This window comes from Clostridium sartagoforme (assembly GCF_004794105.1).
GTDB classification, from domain to species: Bacteria; Bacillota; Clostridia; order Clostridiales; family Clostridiaceae; genus Clostridium; species Clostridium sartagoforme_B.
In genome coordinates this window covers 1-22,680 of the sequence record NZ_SRYR01000006.1, presented here as the reverse complement: position 1 = coordinate 22,680, position 22,680 = coordinate 1, and the positions used below count along the sequence as shown (strand labels likewise).

Here is a 22,680-nt window from a genome sequence, read left to right as displayed (position 1 = left end):
AAAATTTATATTGTAAATTAAATAACAATCTTGTAATTAATAACGTTAAAATTTTATCAAAGGAGTATTAAAAATGCAAAATACACTTACCAAAAATAAGTACATGCCTACTGCATTATCCATGTATATTAACTACTTTCTACATGGTATGGGCTGTATAATATTAGCACAAAATATTGACTTTTTAATTGAACAACTAAATACTAACAAAGCTGGTGTAGCCTATGTTATCTCAGCCCTTGGATTAGGTAGACTGATTGTTTTATTTGTATCAGGTGTCTTATCTGATAAATATGGTAGAAAACCATTTATTCTTTTAGGAATGATAACTTATGTAATATTTATGGGCGGTATCTTAATAAGTACTAATGTAACAATGGCATTCTTCTTTGCACTACTTGCTGGTATGGCTAATTCATTTATGGATGCTGGTACTTATCCTGCATTAACCGAATGTTTCCCTAATGCATCAGGAAGTGCAAACGTTGCTATTAAAGCCTTTATATCTGCTGGTCAATTCTTATTACCATGGATAATAAGCTTTTTAATTAGCAATAATCTTTACTATGGATGGTCATTCATACTATGTATAATTATATTTGTAATAAATGGATTATTTATATTGAAGCTTCCTTTTCCAGCTTTCAAAACTGATGACAGTAAAAAAGATTCTGTTTCAGAAGAAAAAGTTGAAAATAAAGTTAAAGCTAACTTCTGGATCGAAGGTATATGTTTAATATTAATCGGATTTACTGCTACTGCAACATTCCAAATAATCGCAAACTGGTTACCATCATTTGCAAGAGAAGTTGCTGGTGTTGAACAAACAATATCACTTAAACTTATAAGTATTTACAGTACTGGATCAATAGTATCTGTATTCGTTACTTCAATATTAGTTGCGAAATGGATTAAACAAGTTAGATTTACATTTGTTTACCCACTAATTTCTTTAATAATGTTAATAGTTCTTTGGATATTCCCAAGTACTTTAACTTGTGTAGTTGCTGCATTCGTAATAGGATTCTCTGCTGCAGGTGGAGTTTTACAATTAGCTTTAACATCAATGTCAGAGTTATTCCCAACAAGCAAGGGTAAAATTACTGGTATAGTATTTACAGCTTCAAGTATATCTTCTACTGTTGTTCCAGGTATCACAGGTATATTAGCAGATATAAACTTAAGCCACGTAATACTATTTGATATAGGTGTAACTGCTTTAGGAGTTATACTAGCTCTTATCGTTAACATAAGATACAATGTAGTTAAGAAAAATGAATTAAAGGCTTCTTAGAATAATGAAATAAAAGGCTATGCGTTAATGTGCATAGCCTTTTATTTTACTTATAGATTTTTAGAGTTTTAAATAGATATAAATTCTTTAATTGATGTTATAATTATAACTATAGCTTTCGGATTACCTTTAAATAAAACTAAAGAAGCCTTTATGCTTCAAGATAAACCAAGTAAACTTTCATAATTAGTTATTTAAGTGAATATATCATAATCATTATTTTAAGTAACTTTATAACATCTTTTTCAGTTTTATAATAAAAACGGACTGCTACACAACCTTAGTTGTGTAGCAGCCAAATGCTATTCTAGATGGGAAAGTAATTGTAGTGTCACACAACTTTCATTATGTAACATCCCCTATATATATATTAAATATAAATATTTTTAATATATCATTCTAATTAGTCATACTAGTTGTATATAAATAAATACTTCTATTGACATTTAAATTATAGAGCACCAATTCTCTTAAGTGTATCAGTAATATGTCTTCCTTCTTCAACACCTTCAATTATTCTTCTAGCTCTAACACTATCTCCAATATTAACAACTTCAACGTTCTTAGCTTGGAACTTCTCTTGTAATTCAGTCATTAATGGTGAGTATCCTCTCATTCCTAAGCATACAAATCCATAATCAAATTCTATTTCTTCATCTACGCCATCTTTATTAACTATGAAGCTGCTATCTTTAATTTCTAATAATGAAGTTTCAACTCTTACATCTACTTCTTTCTTCTTAAGCATAGTCATGAAGTCAAGTTTAGTTATTATGTCCATTCCATTTCCTACAGCTGGCATTCTTTCAACTATAGTAACGTCAGCACCTTTATGAGCGAAGTATTCAACTACATCTAGTCCAACAGCGCCTCCACCAATAACGCCTATTTTCTTTCCTTCTAAGTCCATTGCATTAAATTCTTTAATATTATTTATTAATCCAAATATTGATAATACTTTTGAATTTTCTTTATCAACTCTATCATGTAATCCAGTTATTGGAGGTAATAATGGAGTTGAACCTGTCGCATTCACTATTACATCTGGTTTTAAGTTTTCTATTGCTTCAATAGTTGCAGTTGTATTTGTAAATATATAAAGATTTCTTAATTTCTTAGCCCTATTAATTAAATAATCTGGGAAGTCATTAATTCTATCTTTAGCTGGTAATTTAGCTATTTCTCTAGCTAATCCACCTAAGTAAGGTTTAGCTTCAAATAAGAATGTAGTACATCCAACTTCAGCCGCTGTGCAAGCAGCTTCAAGTCCTGCTGTACCCCCACCAATAACAACAACATTTACTGGCTTGTTAACTTTCATTGAATTATGATTTTCTTCACCTAAAATAACTTCTGGGTTTATAGTACATCTTATTGGTCTATTTAATCCTATTCTATGTCCTGCACATCCTATATTACAAGATATACACTTTCTTAATTCATCTTCTCTTCCGCTTTTAACTTTATTAACCCATTCTGGATCTGCTATAAGTCCACGTCCCATTGCTAATAAATCAGCATATCCTTCTGCTAATATCTTCTCAGCTACTTCTGGATTCCTAATATTTCCTGCTGTTATAACTGGCTTATTAAACTTTTCTTTGAAAGCTTTAGCCATATATGAACGCCATCCATCTTTTAAGTAATTAGCATCTATTTGATACTGTAGTGTATCATTAACTGCTGCTGAAACATTTAATATATCAATTTCATCAACAAGGTATTCCATCATTTCTAAAGTATCTTCTAACTTATTACCACCTTCAATAAACTCATCTGCACTAAATCTAAAGCTTATTGGAAACATTGGTCCTACTGCTGCTCTAACTTTTTCTAATACTAATTTTGCAAATCTTGTTCTATTTTCTAAGCTTCCACCAAACTCATCAGTTCTCTTATTATATAGAGGAGATAAGAATTGGCATAGTAAGTATGAGTGTCCTCCATGTATTTCTACTGCATCAAATCCAGCCATTTGAGCTCTTTTTGCTGCTTCTGCATACTTATCTGCTATTGCATATATTTCATCTACAGTCAGAGGTCTTGGAATAGCTCCACCAGTTTTTGATGGTATATCTGAAGATGATACTGGAGTATTTCCTTCTATTCTTCCTGGTACAGCTGATGCTCCTGAATGATTTATTTGGATAGCTACACAAGCACCTTGTCTATGTAATCTTTCTGTTAATCTGTATAAATTCGGAATATATCTATCATGGTCTAATCTTATTTGAGTTGTGCCGTTTGATCCCATTGGAAAATCAACGCATGCATTTTCCACTATTATTAATCCAGTTCCACCTTTAGCTCTTCTTTCATAATATTGAACATGCTCTTCAGTGAAATCACCCATAGCTCCACCATAGTTTGTCCCCATCGGAGGCATAGCAATTCTATTTCTAATAGTCATGTTTTTAACTGTTAGTGGCTTAAATATATTTTCGTATTTATTCATCTTCCATTCTCCCTACAATTGATAAAGTTTTAACTTTTATGTCTATGAATTACGTCTATTAAAATTATTAATTTCATTATAAACTTAAAATTTCTATAAATCTAATGAATGTTTTAAGGATTTTCCATAGAAATAATCTATGATTTAGAGTAGTTAAACTTACTATTATTTTTTCTTTATAAAATATTATCTACTAATTCCTCATTTAAAAAGGCTGTGCAACTATTTGCAACAGCCTTTCATATATTCTTTTATTAATTATCTATTTCTAGTTATATAATCTTCTAGTGCTTCCATTGCAAGTACATATCCTTTTTCACCAAATCCACACATTTGTCCAATGCAAGCTGGAGCTGTTTTAGACTCTTTTCTAAACTCTTCTCTAGCATGTACATTTGATATATGAACTTCCACTGTTGGAATTCCAGTGTTACCTTTTATTGCATCATGTAAAGCTATGCTATAGTGTGTGTATGCACCTGGATTTATTACAACTCCATCAAACTTTTCAAAGTATGCTCTTTGTAAAAAGTCAATCATAGTTCCTTCACAGTTGCTTTGAAGAAGAGTAACTTCATGTCCTCTCTTTTCTCCCTCTTCTTTTATATATTCACATATTTCAGTAAAGCTCTTTGATCCGTATATTCCTTTTTCTCTAACACCAATCATATTTATGTTTGGTCCATTAATAACCATGAATTTCATATATTTTCCCTCCAAAACTCATTTAGCAAAATGTTTTTATTAAATATCTTTTATAATAATACCTATTTGTTATCTCCAAATAAAAATTCCTTCATATGTTCTATAGGCATTTCTTTACCAGTCCAACACTTAAATGCTTCCGCTCCTTGGAATAACATCATTCCAAGACCATTTATTGTTTTACATCCAACTTCTTCTGCTAATTCTAATAATCTAGTTTTTGCTGGTTGATATACAACATCACTTACTATAAGATCAGGTCTTAACATATCTTTTTCTATGTATGTTTGGCCTACATATGGCTTCATTCCCATTCCTGTCGCATTTGTAAATATTACAGAATCAGCAATTTCTCTTCTTAATGCTTCTTTATCTTCTAGTCTATATAGTTTAGCTTTGCAATTTGTTTTTTCATTAATCTTCTTAACTGTTTCTTCTGCTCTTGCAAAGAATTCGTCATCTTGATTGAATATTGAAAGTTCAGACACTCCATCTAAAGCTGCTTGAATACATATTGCTGTAGCTGCTCCACCAGCACCAACTATAGTCATTTTCTTACCAATAATATCAAATCCAGCATCTTTTAATGACGTCATATAACCAACACCATCAGTAATATGTCCTGTTAATACTCCATCATCATTTATAACTGTATTTACAGCTCCTGCAAGTTCAGCAGCTGGAGTTAGCTTATCTAAATATTTATGAATTACAGTTTTATTTGGCATTGATACATTGCATCCTCTAGCTTGCATTGCTTTTAATCCTTTTACTGCATCTTCTAAACCGTCATTTCCAACTTCAAATGCAAGATAAGCATAATCTAATCCTAAATATTGAAATGCTTCGTTATGCATCTTTGGTGAACTTGTATGTTTTATCGGTGTTGCTAATAATCCTATTAATGTAGTATAACCTGAAATACGTTTTTCCATTGTATTCTCTCCTTTATATCTGGATACTTTATAACTACCCAAACTTTATTTAAACTTCAACTTAGAATATTTTATTTCTTTCATAATATCTAAAACAAAATGAACGTTAAATATTTAACACTTAATTTAATTTTATTATATTATAATAAGTTATATTAATCCAATTGATTTTTACTACATTATCTATAGATTAAATCTATATATTTTAAAAATTATATTATTTTTCTTTATAAATGGCATATTAATAAATATAGCTCTTACATTAATATACTTTATACAATCATATCCTTATTATTTTTTATCCAATTATAATACTTATCCTTACATTCTGTAGAGCAAAACTTATTATCACTCCAATAATCTATATAATTAGTTTCTTCATTACATACACTACATTTAAATGTATCCTTACTTTTAATTAAGTTATATTTCCCCATGTTTTCTTTATTAAATTTCATTTTTTAAAGCCCCCCTTGTATAAAACTTTCTACATTATATTCTATCACTTTATTTTAATCTTAGTAATTATATATAGAAATTTTCTATTGAATTTATAGATTTTATTTATATATCAACACTTATTTATCATTAGTTGATAGTTAAATTATTGACATATTTATTTATCTAATATATATTTATGCTAACGTTAAATAATTATATTTCGCTAATACAATGTCAAACACTTAATTTAAATATTAAATATTATTAGGAGATATTTTTATGACATTTAATTTTTTAAAGGGAAAAAGTGAATCTACTAAATTAGCTATAAAAATGGCTATTTCTCTTGTACTTGCAGTAATTGTTGGTACACTTTTTATGTTATTAAGAGAATTTTTAATTAGCAATGACAAGGCTTCAATATGGGAAATTATCAATAATCTATTATTTCAAGATATATCTACTGAAGAAGGGAAAAATTCTATAGGTATTTTTTATATATTAGGTCAGTTATTTATTAATTGTCTTCAATTAATAATAATTCCAATGGTATTTTCATCAATAGCTCTTTCTATGTGCCATATTAGTGATACAAAAAAATTAGGAAGAATATCTTCAAAAACCTTATTAGGATTTTTAGCTACTTCTATATACTCTTTAATAGTAGCATGTTTATTTGGATTTATATCTTATAAATTGGGATTTTTTAGTATAAATATTAATGCAGATATATCTTCATCTATTAACACTAGTGTTAGTAGTAATCCATTATTAGTTATTATAGATATGATACCAAGCAATATTTCATCTACTTTATCAGATAATAGTATGGTATTAGCAATAGTATTTTTAGCTGTGGTTGTAGGTCTGTGTATTAATTCCGTAGGTGATAAGATATTAGTTTTAAAGAATTTACTTATAGATATTAATAATATTATTTCTGTTTTTTTAAATTTTATTATATCTAAATTTAGTCCAATTGCTGTATTTGTATTAATAACTAGAACCTTTGCTGTATATGGAATAAACCAACTTAGACCTGCTTTAATGTATATGGCTATAGTTTCAATATCATCAATATTTGTTTTCTTTACATGTTATCCTTTATTCATATATTCATTTACTAAGCTAAATCCAATGATATTTATAAAAAAATTTGCAAAAGTTGCTTTACTAGGATTTTCTGCGGCCTCTTCTTCTGCTGCATTATCATTAAATGAAAAAACTACTGTTGAAGAGCTAGGTGCAAATAAAGATATAGCTTATTTTGTACTTCCATTAGGAATGACTATAAATATGAATGGTACTGCAATTATGCAAGTTATAGGAACTATCTTTATTGCAGCATCTTCAGGATACGCCTTAGATTTTCATAATATATTATTAATAGCAGTTTTTGCACTCATAGCATCAGTTGGTACTCCTTCAGCCCCTGGATCCTCAGCTATAATTCTATTTACAGTCTTAACAGGTATGGGCTTTAGTAATAGTGCAACTTTAGTTGCTTATTCTTTAATTCTTGCCATAAACCGTCCAATGGATATGTTAGTAACTTGCTTAAATGTTGCTGGTGATTCTGCAACTGCTATAGTTGTTTCAAATTCTGAAGGATGTTTAGATAAAGATATATATATGAGCTAGAATATTACATATTTAAAAAAAGCTATGCATTTAATTATGCAATAGCTTTTTTCATTTTAACAATCTATATACTCAGATAATATAACAAAATCATATAATTCATTTCATTCTGCAAATTAAATACCTACTTAGTTTCTATATAAGGTTAAGATTTAAGGCTTTAATTATGAATTTAAACATATTTTTATAGATTTCAGGATGACTTTAAATGATAATTCAACTTAACATGATTCAATCTATATGATTAGCTGTCATTTTTCTTTTAATCGGAAAGTCAATCAAAAATACTGTGCCTTTGTTTTCAAAATACGCAATACCTTCACCAGCAATTGTTCTTGCTGATTTGTAGGAATTAATCCTCTTCTGGCACTACTTACAGCATCTCCATCTCTAACATGGGGACATGGTACAGCAGCAGCTGTAGCCCCTAGTATTGAAGTAGTTGGAGAAATGTCATTAAATCTATTCCTAGGAATGGCTCTTATAACATTAGAACTTTGGCATTTAATAGATCTAGCCCTTCCAATGTTAATCTTGCTTATAGCTCAATGTATAATGATGTATCTATATGGTATGTTTGTATCTTATCGATTAATGGGAAAAAATTATGATTCCGCAGTAATTGTTGCAGGTTTAACTGGATTTGTGATGGGTTCTACATCAAATGCCATGGCAAATATGAATTCAGTTACTGAAAAATATGTCTATTCTAAGACTGCATTCTTTGTAGTGCCAATAGTAGGATCACTATTTATAGACTTTATAAACATTGGAATTATCTACGGATTTATTGGTTTTCTTTATTAATTTAAACTTAAAAGCCTCATGGACGAACAACATCATCCATGAGGTTTTTATTTATATAAAATCTTTTATTAGATTTAATTTAAATTTAATTCACGACCTATATTAATTAATATTTAAACTAATAAAAACTAGTGTAACTAAGAAAACGTCAAAAAAGGTTGTAGTATAAACTACAACCTATAACAATCTAAAATTATCTTCTATTTTGTTCTTTTCTAGCTCTTCTACAAGATACACATCTTGTTGGCTCATTTTCGAATCCTTTTTCTTTATAGAATTCTTGCTCTCCTACTGAAAATATGAATTCGCTTCCGCAATCTCTGCATGTTATTGTTTTATCTGACATAAATAGTCCTCCTGAAATTAAAGATTCTAAATTGATATAATAATCTCTAAATTATGAGAAACTATTTACCTAAATGAAACTTTTTATTGTTAGCAAACTTTGCTACTCATTTATAATAACATAATTTTTGTTTAATAGCAACCTTTTTTGTAAATAATTTTTCTAGTAACCGATTTTTAGTAATAAAATCATCTTAAATAAGCTATCTAAACATCTAATACTATCATTTCATTTCTAAGAAAATTCTCATCGTATTTGCTAACTGATTAAATACTCCTAACAAAATAAGTTTTAAGATATCACTTATAATACAGCTTATTCTTCATTACCCTAAATTCTCTATATATTTATTTTAAAATCATAACTCTAAACAATAATAATTATAATATTATACTGTCTTCTCATGATAATAAACGTCAAAAAAGGTTGTAGTATAAACTACAACCTATAACAATCTAAAATTATCTTCTATTTTGTTCTTTTCTAGCTCTTCTACAAGATACACATCTTGTTGGCTCATTTTCAAATCCTTTTTCTTTGTAGAATTCTTGCTCTCCTACTGAAAATATGAATTCGCTTCCGCAATCTCTGCATGTTATTGTTTTATCTGACATAAATAGTCCTCCTGAAATTAAAGATTCTAAATTGATATAATAATCTCTAAATTATGAGAAACTATTTACCTAAATGAAACTTTTTATTGTTAGCAAACTTTGCTACTCATTTATAATAACACAGTTTTTGTTTAATTGCAACCTTTTTTGTAAATAATTTTTGTCATAACCGATTTTTAGCAATAAAATCATCTTAAGTAAGCTATATAAACACCTAATACTATCATTTCACTTCTGATAATATTTTTATACACATTTCAATATCTTTCAAATGAAATATTCCGTAATATAAGCCTAAGTATTTTTAACTAAATTATCTTTAAAGTTATTTATTGAATTAATAGTTTCTTTAGATATTTTAGCTGCCATATTTACGATATTATCTATCTGTAACATTACATAACTTATACTTTTCTTATTAGCTGCTAGTTCATAAGCTTCTTTTGAAAGGCATATTAATCTATCTTTCTCTTCTTTTGTAAGATTTATTATAGGTATTCTTGAAACATATCCTGAAGTTATCATATTACTTCTAATTAGAAGACCTCTTACTAGATAAGTAACTAATGTAGAATTTAAATAAGCTAATAGCCACCATGAATCATACTCATTGCATATAATATTTGCATTAACTCCAAATGTGCTATTTGATGGCAATTTAGATGCTGTAAACTCTACCCCCATTGATGAACAAGTTATTCCTGCCTTAAATAATAAAGGCTTATTTCTTACCATGAAATTCTTTATCTCTTTATCAAATTTCAAAAAGTCCTCATGTAAATAAATATATTTATTTGTGTAAAATCTATCCTTACCTGGATTTTTATAAAATGGAATTGTAAATGGCTCCTCCATTTTTTCAGATAAATATAACTTATCATTACCTGTTGAAATACCTGTAACACATTTCAATATTTGTCCTAATCTTTTTTCATAAAATAAAGATTTAATATCATCTGGACATTCTATTATAAATTCGGTATTATCTTTTTCATTATTCAATATAATATCATTTAATGAATATTTTTTACTATATTCTCTCTTTATATTTTTATCCAATACGTCTTTTAACTTTTCTGTATTCAATGAACGATTATTTACTATAACCTCTCCTTGGTGTTTCTTACCTTTTTGTAATATTATTATACTTGTCCTCACATCTGCACCTTGACTTAAAAACAAATCTGTTGAACACATAGTTACTTCATGAACTGTACATTCATTTAATATTTTCTTTCTTAACCCTTCATGATATTTAGATGTTAAAAAAGAATCATGGGTTATTAATCCAATTACTGCATCTTGCTTAGCTAAATCTATGATTGCAGATATGAACATACTATACATATTATGTACTCCAACATCACTAAAATACTTCTTTAATCTACCCTTATTATTTTTTATAAAGTCAACCTCATGACAATTATATGGAGGATTTGCAATATAATAATCATAATCCAATTCTAACATTTCATCATCGTCAATATTATCATGAGTTAGGCCACTAATAGAAGAGTCCTTTTTATTGCAATAATAATTTATAAAATCAATGTTTTCAAAATTACACTTATATTTATCTTTATACCTAATAATATCTATTCCATCTATACTTAATCCTTTATCAAAGAAAAAAGATAATAGTTCCTCTTTTCCACAACATGGATCTAATACCCTTGTCCCATTATTATTTATTTGCAACATTCTTAATGAAATATAGTTACTTATAAATTCAGGAGTAGCATAATATCCCACTTCTCGCCTATCTATATCTTCTTCATTGTATGTACATGATATTTCCTCTAACATTTTTTCTTTTCTTGCCATAACAACGTCTCCTAAAAACTAATAAGCACTATTTTATTTACAAGAATCTCGACTCGCGTCCGCTCGCTGAGTAAGTTCTGCTGACTAAATCATAGATTTAGAGCATCACTTATGGTATGGCTCCCCTTTCATTATTCTGTAGCCTCTGTATATTTGTTCTAAAAGCATTACTCTGAATAATTGATGGGGGAATGTCATCTTTGAAAAGCAAAGCTTGTAGTTTGCTCTTTTTAATACCTTTTGTGAAAGGCCTAAGCTTCCACCTATAATAAAAGCTATATTAGAGTTTCCCATTACTCCACAATTCTCTATGTAGGCTGCAAATTGTTCTGAAGTTAGGTTTTCCCCCTTTAGATCCATGGCAATTACATGCATATTATCTTTTATTTTAGATAATATAAGATCTCCTTCCTTATCTTTAATTTGCAGCTCTTCTTTTTCAGAAGCATTATCAGGAGTCTTTTCATCCTGAAGCTCAATTATATCTAGTTTACAATATCTACTTAATCTTTTTGAATATTCATCTATTGCTTGCTTTAAATATTTTTCCTTTAGTTTCCCAACAGAAATTATTGTAATATTCATAATGTCTCCTCGTGAGTTTAATTTTTTTATTATACTTAATCTGAAAAATCTCTAATAAAGATTACTTATATTTCATCATTCATTTAAATAACTATCTACATCTATAATAGTTGTACCTTCTTCTACTTCTGGTTTCTTTTTTAGGTAGACTCTTAGTACCTCTGAGTTGTAAACAGCTTGAATTCTAGCTAAATCAACATTTGGAACAAAAAAGTTCTTTTCAATATAATTATTTTCTTCAAGTATATTTATAGTTTTACCTCTATCCTCTAAAGCATTTCTATTTACTTTAATGCTAATATGCTCATTATCATAATCAATATCTATATCTCTTTTTTGTACACCTTCGATTTTTCCTTCAATTAAATATCTATCCCCATAATCCTTAAAGTCTAGTTTTAATACTTCTTCCTCTTCTAATTTTTCTTCTGCTTCAATAATATTATTAACAACTTCACTATTTAATACTGTATCTACTATATTATTAATTAAACCCTCATTAGATGCCAAGGTATTAAATACTTCGTTAAATATATTAGAAAAGGCTTCTCCAAAGCCTCCAATTGTACCTCCTATTATGTTATTACCATTCATATTAGGAATACCTTGAAAGCCATTATTAAGGTTACCACTAAAACTTCCACTAAAGCTGCTAGTAAATACTCCATAAACATTACTTCCATTTGTATAAGTATTATATTGATAGTCATTATCTGGAGTAATATTTTTACCACTTTGATTATTTAAGCTATTTAAAGTATTTAATAAGTTGCTATTTGGATTATTATTTAAGTTATTATTATAATTATTATTTAATCCATTTACATTAGTATTGTTCCCTAGTAAGTTATTCATTAAAAAGGGTAATATATCAAACATTATAATCTCCTATTATATTAATTCCTATATAATATAATTATTGGAGATTATTACTTTTGATACAAAAATATTTATTTTAATACCCTAGATCTTCATTGATAAAGATTACATGAATTCTATCTTTATTACCTTGGCTTGATATAACAGTAAATTCCCTACAAATCTTATCATTTCCTCTGCAATCCATACAATAACCTACTTTAGTGCAAGGTGTTAGCTTATTTAGTCTCTTTGCATTAGCAGGACCAGATATTTGCTTATTCCTATTGATAGCTTCATCTATATTTTTTACTATTTTATTTACACCAGCTATTACTATTACCTTGTCAGGTCCATATAACATAGCTGCTACTCTATTTCCGTTTCCATCAACATTATATAACTTACCATCTTCAGTTATAGCATTACTACTTGTAAAGTAAGCATCTGCAAAAAAGCTTTCCCTAAAAACTTTTTTTACTTCATCTTTACTTAAACCTTCTTTATATCTATCTAAAAAGTTATACCTATTACTTCTTAAATGATCTATAACCCCACACTCAAATAATGACATAGAACCGCCACAAGAAACCTTCGATCCTTCATCAACTAGTTCACAAATCTTATCTATAATACCTTCCTTTGTTTCCACCAAATATCCATTCATATTATTTTTTTCTAAAGCTTCAATTGTTCTCATTATTTTTTGACTATTAATCCACTTTAAATTTTCATCCATAGATTATCTCCCCCAGATTCATCATTACTCTTTATATTAATATGCTATAACTAACTTTAGAATTATCTTTTATTTATAAAGTAAATAGGCGGAATGTAAACCCTTATAAATTGTCTTACATTCCACCTTAATTAAATTCTATTTACTTTCCACAGCACTTCTTATACTTTTTACCGCTTCCACATGTACAAGGATCATTTCTACCAATTTTATTTTCATTTCTTACTATAACAGATTCTCTATATTTCTTTTGAATTTCTTTTCTCTTTTCTGGTGAGAAAATTCCATCCCATTGAGGTAAAGTATATAAATATTCAGCCTTAGCATCTAACATATTGAAATAAAGCTTTTCTAAGTCAACTTCTAATGTAATTTCATCATCAGCTTTTACAGCTTCTAAATCAAGAGGATTCTTTAAGCTATCATTAATTCCATCTATGAATCCCATAATAAATTCTTCAGTAGTATTTTGATTGCTAGCTAAATCCTTTATTTTGCAAGTTAAAACTTCCTTATGCTTTGCTAAAATATCCTTATAAAGAGCCGTTTCTATTTGCATATATTCATTCCAGAAAGCCTCTTCTCCTCTTGCTTTTACATATTCAACTACCATATCTGTCCATTGTTTATATAAGCTCATACTCATTCTCCTTTTTATGTGGTATTGTTTATATAATTGATTATAATACTATAACCTCACTAGGGCTATGCCTATTTGCCATAGTTAAATCAATATCTACATTTTGCTGTATGTTATTCTCTCTTAGAACTCCAAGAACTGTTTCTAATGCTAAATCGGGATGATTATTAGTTCCACTTAAGTGCCCTAAAATAATCTTTTTATTTTGCTTATATCTTATTAAGTCTACTATAGCCTTACCACAATCATCATTTGATAAATGACCTACTTCACTTAATATTCTTCTTTTTAAAGTATATGGATAAGGACCAAACTTCAACATATTAACATCATGATTACTTTCAAGTAATATAACTTCCGAATCCTTAATATTATCTCTTATCTCTTCAGTATATATTCCAAAGTCAGTAGTAACACTAGCCTTTTTGCCATTACTATGAATTGTATAGCCAACTGGTGCAACTGCATCATGTGGTATGTTAAAAGAAATTATATCTAAATCCTTAATAGATACAGTGGATCTTCTATCCATAATCTTTATATTATGTTCTTTGATTTTACCTATGCTACTCTCCATTGCAGACCAAGTATTAGCATTAGTGAAAATAGGAATATCATATTTACGAGATAATACACCTATTCCTTTAATATGATCTGAATGCTCATGAGTAACAAATATTCCATCTATTTTACTTGGGTCTTCTCCAATACTATTTAACGCTTCGTCTATCTTCTTACCAGGTAAACCTGCATCTATTAGTACTTTTGCATTATCTGAAGCAATAAAAATACTATTTCCACTACTTCCACTATATAATGAACAAAACTTCATATTATTATCCCCCGTTAGATACTACTCTTCTACTACTCTAGTAATATCCGCTCCTAAGCTAGAAAACTTGTTTTCAATGTGAGGATAGCCTCTATCTATATGTTCAATCTCAGTTATTTCAGTAACTCCATTTGCAACTAAACCTGCAATAACCATTGCTGCTCCAGCTCTTAAATCAGTTGCAATAACTTTAGCTCCAACTAAATCCTTGTTACCTTCTATTATAGCTGTTCTTCCTTCAACCTTTATTGTTGCACCCATCTTTTTTAATTCATCTATATGCTTATGTCTATTTTCCCATATACTTTCAGCAATTAAACTTTTTCCAGGTACTGTACTTAATAAAGCTGACATAGGTTGTTGAACATCTGTTGGGAATCCTGGATATGGAGCTGTTTTTACATTAACTCCTTTTAATTCTCCCTCAACATATACTCTAATACTATCGTCACCCTCTTCAACTATAGCTCCCATTTCAATTAATTTAGCTGCAATTGATTCTAAATGCTTAGGTATTACATTTTTTATAGTAACATCACCTTTAGTTGCTGCTGCTGCAATCATAAATGTTCCAGCTTCAATTTGATCTGGAATAACACTATAATTACATCCTTGAAGTTTTTCAACTCCCTTTACTCTTATAACATCTGTTCCAGCACCCTTAATATCAGCACCCATAGAGTTTAAGAAGTTGGCAACATCTACAACATGTGGTTCCTTTGCAACATTTTCAAGTATAGTAGTTCCTTCTGCTAATGTAGCTGCTATCATAACATTTATAGTTGCTCCAACAGTAACTACATCAAAGAATATATTTGCTCCGTGAAGATGTTCTGCTTCAACAGTAACAGCTCCATGCTCTATAGTAACTTTTGCTCCTAAAGCTTCAAATCCTTTTATATGTTGATCTATAGGTCTTACACCTATGGGGCATCCCCCTGGAAGTTCTACTTTAGCCTTTTTAAACCTCGAAAGTAAAGCTCCTATAAAATAATATGAAGCTCTCATTCTTCTAACATCATCAGTACAAGCCTCTACTCTTGTAACATCACTGGCATCTATTTCTAAAGTATTGTTATCTATTTTATTAACTGAACATCCAAGACTAGCTAAGATTCTTTCAAGACAATGAACATCTTCAATATCTGGTACATTATCAATAATGCACTTTCCTTCGCTTGCCATTATAGCTGCTGGCAATATAGCAACCGCTGAGTTCTTTGCACCATTTATTTCAACAGAACCTTTTAATGCTTTTCCTCCATTTATAACTAACTTTTCCATCCGTTTCACCCTTATCACTATTTATATATATAATATTTCCTTTTATTTCAACTATTATCCATCGTATTTTAATTCTTATCCATCGTATAGTAACATTCTAAAAAACTTACAATATTCATTATAACATAAAATATATTTATTTAAATAGAGTTTTTTCTTCCAATAAGGCTTTTTTACTGCATCTTAGAAAGAAAAGTTTTCACTATATAATCTTTCTTAATTTTCTGTAATATGTTATAATTTATAAAAAGTTTATATATGATAAATTTCATATATTAATATTGATATGAGAGGCTAAATCTATGAAGTATTACTTAGTTGCATTATTTGATGATGAATCATATAAGCATTTAAATCCTATTCAAAGGAATTTATCTAAAAAATTTAGAGCAAATAGAAATTCGCCAGCACCTTATATACCATTAGAAGTTGTAGAAAATCCAAATATAGATAAACTAGATCTTGTAGTAGATAAGATTATTAAGCCCTATAAGAACTTTAAAGTTCAATTATTACCTAGGGTTTCAGTATCAGAAGCGCAGAAAACTTTAAATGTTAAAATAGAGGATGTTGGGTATATCAAAAGATTAAATAGATTAATGAATGATACATTAAAACTATATGGATTTAATGTACCTGAAGAAAACACTGAAGATCAAATGCACATTTCTCTTGCAAACCTTAATTTCATTCCTAAGGATCCTAAAAGATTAGATGGTGAAATTAATTTAAAAGAAAAATGTGAAACTTTAAAAGTAGATAGAATTGAATTATGGAAATTTTCAAATAATAAAAGAGAAACCTTAATTAAAAGCTATCCTTTAAAGAAAAACTTATATTTGTAAGTATTTTATTGGAATTTATTTACACATAATCTTAGTTACTATTAGGTTTCTAAGATTATTTTTTTAGTATTTTTAAAATTATTTTTTGTATTCGTTTTCTTTGCTTTTCATTTTCGAAATATTTTTGTAAAATATAATAATAGTAAATCCTTAAAAATAGGGGGATATATATGAACATTAAAGCTTTTTTTGAAGCTCAAAAAGAAAAAAACACTAAGATAGTAATCGATGAAAGTTTAAGTAACTACAAAATTTCAGCTAGAAAACACCTAGAGTTACACACTAAGTTAGGTCATTTAGCTGATGAGACAAAATGCTATAAGTATTGGATTGGCGATGAGATTAATTTTGATAATGATGTTGTATTTTCAAAATATATTGATTGTTTCTCTAATATAATTTCTGTTGGTATTGATAAAGGTTATGATAGTATTGATGAAGTTCCAATAAAACCTAATGATTATTGCTTAAGTGACCAATTTTTAAATTTATTTATTGATTTAAATGATTTAATAATTTCACCTTCTGAAGATCATTACATAACTCTTATTGAAGACTTTATTAGCTTAGGAATCACACTAGGATATTCAGACTCTAAAATTAGTAATGGATTTATAAATACGTAATAAAAAAGCCTTCTTTATTGAAGGTTTTTTTATTTTCATAAATAAATAATTATTACTTATTTTATATGTATTAACAAAAGAACACTCATTAATATACTATATATAGTAAGCAATTTTAGGAGTGTAGTATGTTTTCTTTTAATAAAAAGCTTGAACCAAACTTAAAAGATTGTATAAAAGCGAATCCTTATAATAATTATAGGATTCTTATAAAATATAAAAGATTCCAAGACAATATTATAAAAAAAGTATCCTCTTATAAAGGTAAAGTAATTAATCACATAGAACCTTGCCTATTAATATCAGCGTATTTAAATTCAAAAGGCATTAATAGACTTTTAGAATTTCCTGAAGTTGAGTATATTTGTTTTGATGAGTACTTATTTTTATGCGGTATAAGTGTTACTACTGCAAATAAAGCTAAACTAAATAATAAGAATATAAAAAATAAAGGAAGAGGCATTGGTGTTGCAATAATAGATTCAGGAGTTTATCCCCATCATGATTTGATAAATCCTTATAATAGAATAGCTTCCTTTGTAGATTTAATTAATAACTATAAATTTCCTTATGATGATAATGGACATGGTACTTCCATAGCAGGAATAATTGCTGCTAATGGCAATAAGTCTAATGGTCTTTATACCGGAATAGCTCCAGAAAGTAAAATATATTCTTATAAAGCTTTCGATCAAAGTGGAAAGGGATATATTTCTGATATTTTATATGCCATGAAGTTAATTTTAAATGAAGGTGATAAAGGAAATGTAAAAGTTCTTTGCATGCCATTCGAACTCTTAAAATATAATTCATTTATTCAAAATATGTTTAATAAAATGGTATCTCTAGTTAATAGTAAAAATATTACTTGCGTTCTTCCTAGTGGAAGCAATGTTAATGTAGATGGATCATTAACAGGAATAGCTCTTAATAATAATTGTATAACTGTTTCTGGTTATGACTCTAATTCAAATATAAAACCTTACTTATATTCATCAGCTGGACCTACTAAAAAAATCACAAAACCTAACCTTTGTGCAGCTTGCGTAAATATAGTTTCTTTAAATAGTGATACAAATTATATTTCTGAAAGAGATGGTATGAAACTATATCCCTCAAAATTAGATACTTCCTATAACACATATACAGGTACATCTCTAGCAGCAGCCTTTGTCTCTGGTGTATGTGCCTTAATATATTCAGATAATGAAAGCCTTACTCCTAAAGATGTATCATCATTATTAAAGGTTTCTTGTGAACCATTAGATATGCCTCAAAATTATCAAGGTGATGGAATCATTAATATTAAATCAATAATAAAGTAAATGGAGCTACTCTATGCAGCTCCATTTACTTTTTTTACTATATAATCAGTTGGATCAACGGGTTCATCATCTATTCTTAACTCAAAGTGTAAATGAGGACCTGTGCTAAATCCAGTATTTCCGACAGCACCAATTATATCTCCTTTTTTAATTTTATCTCCTACTTTTACGTAGCTTTCATTTAAATGTCCATAATATGTTTCCATATCATCTTCATGCTTAACTATTATTAAATTTCCATATCCTCCATCATTATACTCAGAATATATTACTTCTCCATCCATTGCTGCAATAACATCATCTCCAGTGTCCCCTGCAATATCAATTCCCTTATGAAAAGAGTTCCACCTCTCTCCATAACCCGAAGTCATATATCCTCCTCCTGTTGGGTGATTTAAGAAGGCTACCCCATACTCATATGGGTTCTTAGTTCCCTTATAAATTATCTTACTTACTTCTTTTATTAAAATTGATTTATTTATCACTTTATTTTCTATCTCTTCATCTATATCTATAGTAATTTCTTTTGTTACTTTGCTTAATCCTTTAGTTCCTTCTTCTACCTTACTCTCTCCCAAATACAAGTTGTCACTTTGAATTATTACGGTACTCGGTTTAATCTCTATTTTCTCCTCTTTAATATACTTTACAGTAATATTAATTTCATCCTTATCTTTTTTAGCAATATCATATAGAGCTTTTGCAACTTCATCACTAGTTTGAAGTAATTCTACATCAAATCTATTTTTCTTTAAATCTAATTTCATATCTACTTTATATGATAAAACATCTTCTCTTTTTATACCCTTCTCTCTTAAATATATGTTTAAAAGAGATTCTTCTATATTATCTAAACTATCTTCAATAAAGGTATATCCAATTAAATCATCATTTAGAATTACTTCATATCCAAAAACCTTTCCAGTTAATGCAACTAATAAATTATCTAATATATTTTCATCAGTCTTATTTTCTAAGAAACTTATATTAGTATTATTAATATTTAGTTTTTCATTAACTGCTGCATTAGCTTTTACAGAGTTATAGTTTAAAGTAATGATTATCATTACTAAACTTAGTGCTATTAACTTAGCTAATTTAATATGACTTTTATAGTCTTCGTTTATATTCATAAAATCTCCTATTCTTTTAGTTAAGCAATCCATTTATTAGTTTTGCCAAAAATATAAATAATATTCCTTTTTATAATTTCTAGTTATGTTGAGGCTATTGTTCCACTTTGTTATAATGAACTTATTGTATAATTATTTTTTAGAAAGGAAAATGTATTTATGAGTACTTTTATGTTTAAATCTAAGCCTCTTGATTTTACTCCTGTAAGCAATATTTTTCTAGAAAAATATATGCCAAAGGCTAGAGGTGAGTTTATTAAGGTCTATTTATTAATGCTTAAATATAATTTTGCAAGTGAATTTGGAGTTAATGCTCAAGTATTAGCTACTTCATTAGACCTATTAGAATCAGATATTATTAATGCACTAAATTATTGGCAAGAAGAAGGAATCGTTAAATTAGTTCCAATAGATAAAATGGGAAACTTTCATATAGAATTTGTAGACTTAAGTAATGATGGCACTACAAAAATAGAGAAATTTGACTTAGTTGAAGAATTAACAGATTCATCTAATAGTGATATGCTTAAGGATATTAGTCAACTTCTTGGCAGGCCACTATCCCCTAGTGAAGTTGAAATATATATTAGTTGGAAAAAAGATTATAAATTCACTCCTGAGTTAATACTATTACTAATTGAATTCTGCTTATCTAAAGGAAAGAATAACTTTAGATACATTGAAAAGGTTGCTTTAGCTTGGAAAGAAATGAACATTACTGATGTTGAAGCAGCACAAAGTTATATAAGGAAAAGCGAAGATAAATGGGTTACTTATAGAGAAATATTAAACTTCTTAGGAATTAGAAATACAGATATTATGAAACCTCAAGAAGATATGCTTGAAAAGTGGACTTCAACTTATAATTACTCCTTAGATATTATAAAAAAAGCCTGTGATATTTGCTTCCAAAGATTAAATAGAGCTGACTTTAAGTACATCGATGGAATATTATCAAGTTGGAATAAAGATAAATTAAGAACTATTCAAGACATAGAAAAGAAAGAAGCTGAATTTAAGAATTCATCTGCAAAGAAAAACTATAACAACTCAAAGGCAACTAGCAAACCAAAATTAAGATTTGATAACTTTAAAGGACGTGACTATGATTACGATGCCTTAGAAAAGAAATTATTAGGATGGGATAGCGATGATTAAGGGATATGAAAAAGAATTAACTCTAATCTATGAAAAAATAAGAAATGATGAAAAGAAGAATTTAGATAATAGACGAAAAGAAATTGAAAACAAACATCCTGAAATATTAGAGTTAGATAATTTAATCCAGAAAAAATCTCTTAAATTATCTCTAGATATTCTAAGAGGTATGGATGAATCAACTTTAAATAAGTATAAGGATGAAATAACTGAGTTAAGATTTAAGAAGTGTGAAGCTTTGGTTGAAAATGGTTATAATCCTGATTATCTAAACCTTCAATACGGGTGTCCTAAATGTAAAGATGAAGGTTATATTGGAATAAACAGATGCTCATGCTATAAAAAGAAACTTGTTAATCTTTATTATAAAGATTCTGACTTAAAGTCATCACTACTAAATAACAACTTTAATAATTTCAATATTTCATTATTTTCTACACATAAGTTAAGTGAGGAAGATAAATTTTCACCAAGAAAGAATATGGAGAATATTCTTAAATACTTAACTCAAGAATACTTACCTAACTTTAAAAACTTAGATGATAATTTACTCTTCTATGGTAACTCTGGAACAGGAAAAACTTTTTTAAGTTGCTGTGTTGCAAAAGCTCTGCTAGACTCAGGATATTTAGTAGTTTACAGAACAGTTGATGAGTTAATGAAAAATTTAAGAGAAATTAAAATAGAAAATAATTTTGCACTAGAAGATTTACTTCTAAATTGTGACTTATTAGTTATAGACGATTTAGGAACTGAACAAATTACAGAGTTTACTACAACTGAATTCTTTAACTTTCTAAATAAAAAACTTCTTAAGAAAAAGAAAATGCTTATTTCTACAAATCTAAGTTTAAAAGATATAAGTGTTACTTACACAGAAAGAATCTCTTCTAGATTAATAGGAAATTTTAATCTATATAAATTTTATAATGAAGATATTAGAATACAATCAAATTTAAGAAGAAGATAAAATAAATACTATTTCAAAAGGAGCTGTTATAAAAACAGCTCCTTAATTCTTAACTTTACATTGTTCAACATCAATCTTAATACCTAATATAATAAATTTATCTAAACAAAAAAAGCTTTAGAATAATCTAAAGCTTTTTTGGAGCTGGCAATAGGAATCGAACCTACAACCTGCTGATTACAAGTCAGCTGCTCTACCGTTGAGCCATGCCAGCGTAAAGTAAATTTAAAATGGCGACTCAGAAGGGGCTCGAACCCTCGACCTCCGGCGTGACAGGCCGGCACTCTAACCAACTGAGCTACTGAGCCAATATTGGTGGAAACAACAGGGATCGAACCTGTGACCCTCTGCTTGTAAGGCAGATGCTCTCCCAGCTGAGCTATGCTTCCATATTGGTGACTCCTAGGGGAATCGAACCCCTGATACCACCGTGAAAGGGTGGTGTCTTAACCGCTTGACCAAGGAGCCATAAATTTTGGAGCTGGCAATAGGAATCGAACCTACAACCTGCTGATTACAAGTCAGCTGCTCTACCGTTGAGCCATGCCAGCATAATATAAAGTTAAATTTTAAAATGGCGACTCAGAAGGGGCTCGAACCCTCGACCTCCGGCGTGACAGGCC

22 protein-coding genes and 5 tRNA genes are annotated in these 22,680 nt (G+C 28.6%); 8 read left to right on the top strand and 19 right to left on the bottom strand.

The features are described 5' to 3' along the window. The first annotated feature begins 73 nt into the window (after positions 1–73). Positions 74–1,294, top strand: a complete 1,221-nt coding sequence (locus E5347_RS11555) for an MFS transporter (protein ID WP_136007384.1) — start codon at positions 74–76, stop codon at positions 1,292–1,294. A gap of 451 nt (positions 1,295–1,745) precedes the next feature. Here E5347_RS11555 and E5347_RS11550 read toward each other — a convergent pair whose 3' ends face one another. From E5347_RS11550 to E5347_RS11535, 4 genes are all read right to left on the bottom strand, one after another. Then, positions 1,746–3,749, bottom strand: coding sequence for an FAD-dependent oxidoreductase (locus tag E5347_RS11550; protein WP_136007383.1), 2,004 nt, complete (start codon positions 3,747–3,749; stop codon positions 1,746–1,748). Positions 3,750–4,007: 258 nt separating this feature from the next. Further along, entirely contained in the window at positions 4,008–4,454 is a 447-nt protein-coding gene (aroQ, locus tag E5347_RS11545) for a type II 3-dehydroquinate dehydratase (protein WP_136007382.1), read from the bottom strand. Between the two features lie 62 nt (positions 4,455–4,516). Continuing rightward, on the bottom strand, positions 4,517–5,389 hold the full coding sequence (locus E5347_RS11540; protein ID WP_136007381.1) for a shikimate dehydrogenase: 873 nt from the start codon (positions 5,387–5,389) through the stop codon (positions 4,517–4,519). A gap of 272 nt (positions 5,390–5,661) precedes the next feature. Then, on the bottom strand, positions 5,662–5,847 hold the full coding sequence (locus E5347_RS11535) for a hypothetical protein (RefSeq protein ID WP_136007380.1): 186 nt from the start codon (positions 5,845–5,847) through the stop codon (positions 5,662–5,664). 262 nt (positions 5,848–6,109) lie between these two features. Here E5347_RS11535 and E5347_RS11530 point away from each other — a divergent pair, with 262 nt between their 5' ends. Next, positions 6,110–7,471, top strand: coding sequence for a dicarboxylate/amino acid:cation symporter (locus E5347_RS11530; RefSeq protein ID WP_136007379.1), 1,362 nt, complete (start codon positions 6,110–6,112; stop codon positions 7,469–7,471). Positions 7,472–7,822: 351 nt separating this feature from the next. Continuing rightward, positions 7,823–8,278: a sodium/glutamate symporter gene (locus E5347_RS17010; RefSeq protein ID WP_341472511.1), complete on the top strand. Its 456-nt coding sequence runs from the start codon at positions 7,823–7,825 to the stop codon at positions 8,276–8,278. A gap of 193 nt (positions 8,279–8,471) precedes the next feature. On the opposite strand, the gene E5347_RS11520 is transcribed toward E5347_RS17010, so the two are convergent. The 9 genes from E5347_RS11520 to E5347_RS11480 all read right to left on the bottom strand — a co-directional run bounded on the left by E5347_RS11520 (position 8,472) and on the right by E5347_RS11480 (position 16,000). Further along, on the bottom strand, positions 8,472–8,624 hold the full coding sequence (locus tag E5347_RS11520) for a zinc-ribbon domain-containing protein (RefSeq protein ID WP_136007378.1): 153 nt from the start codon (positions 8,622–8,624) through the stop codon (positions 8,472–8,474). Between the two features lie 461 nt (positions 8,625–9,085). Continuing rightward, complete coding sequence (locus E5347_RS11515) at positions 9,086–9,238, bottom strand: zinc-ribbon domain-containing protein (protein ID WP_136007378.1); 153 nt, start codon at positions 9,236–9,238, stop codon at positions 9,086–9,088. A gap of 294 nt (positions 9,239–9,532) precedes the next feature. Then, positions 9,533–11,062 (bottom strand): N-6 DNA methylase, encoded by a 1,530-nt coding sequence (locus E5347_RS11510; protein ID WP_136007377.1) that lies wholly within the window; start codon positions 11,060–11,062, stop codon positions 9,533–9,535. Positions 11,063–11,167: 105 nt separating this feature from the next. Beyond that, entirely contained in the window at positions 11,168–11,647 is a 480-nt protein-coding gene (gene rlmH / locus E5347_RS11505) for a 23S rRNA (pseudouridine(1915)-N(3))-methyltransferase RlmH (protein WP_136007376.1), read from the bottom strand. Between the two features lie 75 nt (positions 11,648–11,722). Beyond that, positions 11,723–12,526: an Hsp20 family protein gene (locus E5347_RS11500; protein ID WP_136007375.1), complete on the bottom strand. Its 804-nt coding sequence runs from the start codon at positions 12,524–12,526 to the stop codon at positions 11,723–11,725. A gap of 76 nt (positions 12,527–12,602) precedes the next feature. Then, positions 12,603–13,244, bottom strand: a complete 642-nt coding sequence (locus E5347_RS11495) for a lactate utilization protein (protein WP_136007374.1) — start codon at positions 13,242–13,244, stop codon at positions 12,603–12,605. Positions 13,245–13,386: 142 nt separating this feature from the next. Then, entirely contained in the window at positions 13,387–13,884 is a 498-nt protein-coding gene (locus E5347_RS11490; protein WP_136007373.1) for an SEC-C metal-binding domain-containing protein, read from the bottom strand. Between the two features lie 40 nt (positions 13,885–13,924). Continuing rightward, positions 13,925–14,716, bottom strand: a complete 792-nt coding sequence (locus E5347_RS11485) for an MBL fold metallo-hydrolase (RefSeq protein ID WP_136007372.1) — start codon at positions 14,714–14,716, stop codon at positions 13,925–13,927. Positions 14,717–14,737: 21 nt separating this feature from the next. Beyond that, positions 14,738–16,000: a UDP-N-acetylglucosamine 1-carboxyvinyltransferase gene (locus E5347_RS11480; RefSeq protein ID WP_136007371.1), complete on the bottom strand. Its 1,263-nt coding sequence runs from the start codon at positions 15,998–16,000 to the stop codon at positions 14,738–14,740. Between the two features lie 302 nt (positions 16,001–16,302). Between E5347_RS11480 and E5347_RS11475 the strand changes: the two genes are divergently transcribed. From E5347_RS11475 to E5347_RS11465, 3 genes are all read left to right on the top strand, one after another. Next, a complete protein-coding gene (locus tag E5347_RS11475; RefSeq protein WP_136007370.1) occupies positions 16,303–16,845 on the top strand; it encodes a hypothetical protein in 543 nt (180 codons plus the stop codon). 170 nt (positions 16,846–17,015) lie between these two features. Then, a complete protein-coding gene (locus E5347_RS11470) occupies positions 17,016–17,471 on the top strand; it encodes a dUTP diphosphatase (protein WP_136007369.1) in 456 nt (151 codons plus the stop codon). A 128-nt stretch (positions 17,472–17,599) separates the two neighbouring features. Continuing rightward, positions 17,600–18,796, top strand: a complete 1,197-nt coding sequence (locus tag E5347_RS11465) for a S8 family serine peptidase (RefSeq protein WP_136007368.1) — start codon at positions 17,600–17,602, stop codon at positions 18,794–18,796. An 11-nt stretch (positions 18,797–18,807) separates the two neighbouring features. Here E5347_RS11465 and E5347_RS11460 read toward each other — a convergent pair whose 3' ends face one another. Then, complete coding sequence (locus E5347_RS11460; RefSeq protein WP_168354957.1) at positions 18,808–19,929, bottom strand: peptidoglycan DD-metalloendopeptidase family protein; 1,122 nt, start codon at positions 19,927–19,929, stop codon at positions 18,808–18,810. Between the two features lie 159 nt (positions 19,930–20,088). Here E5347_RS11460 and E5347_RS11455 point away from each other — a divergent pair, with 159 nt between their 5' ends. Beyond that, positions 20,089–21,087, top strand: coding sequence for a DnaD domain protein (locus E5347_RS11455; protein ID WP_136007366.1), 999 nt, complete (start codon positions 20,089–20,091; stop codon positions 21,085–21,087). Then, a complete protein-coding gene (locus E5347_RS11450; protein WP_136007365.1) occupies positions 21,080–22,057 on the top strand; it encodes an ATP-binding protein in 978 nt (325 codons plus the stop codon). Before E5347_RS11455 ends, E5347_RS11450 begins: the two co-directional genes overlap by 8 nt. 139 nt (positions 22,058–22,196) lie before the next feature. Here E5347_RS11450 and E5347_RS11445 read toward each other — a convergent pair. From E5347_RS11445 to E5347_RS11425, 5 genes are all read right to left on the bottom strand, one after another. After that, a tRNA-Thr gene (locus E5347_RS11445) sits at positions 22,197–22,271 on the bottom strand. Positions 22,272–22,288: 17 nt separating this feature from the next. After that, positions 22,289–22,365, bottom strand: a tRNA-Asp gene (locus tag E5347_RS11440). A gap of 5 nt (positions 22,366–22,370) precedes the next feature. After that, positions 22,371–22,446: transfer RNA gene (locus tag E5347_RS11435), tRNA-Val, on the bottom strand. Positions 22,447–22,450: 4 nt separating this feature from the next. Further along, positions 22,451–22,525 (bottom strand) — tRNA-Glu (locus tag E5347_RS11430). Positions 22,526–22,533: 8 nt separating this feature from the next. Then, positions 22,534–22,608: transfer RNA gene (locus E5347_RS11425), tRNA-Thr, on the bottom strand. Positions 22,609–22,680: the final 72 nt, after the last annotated feature.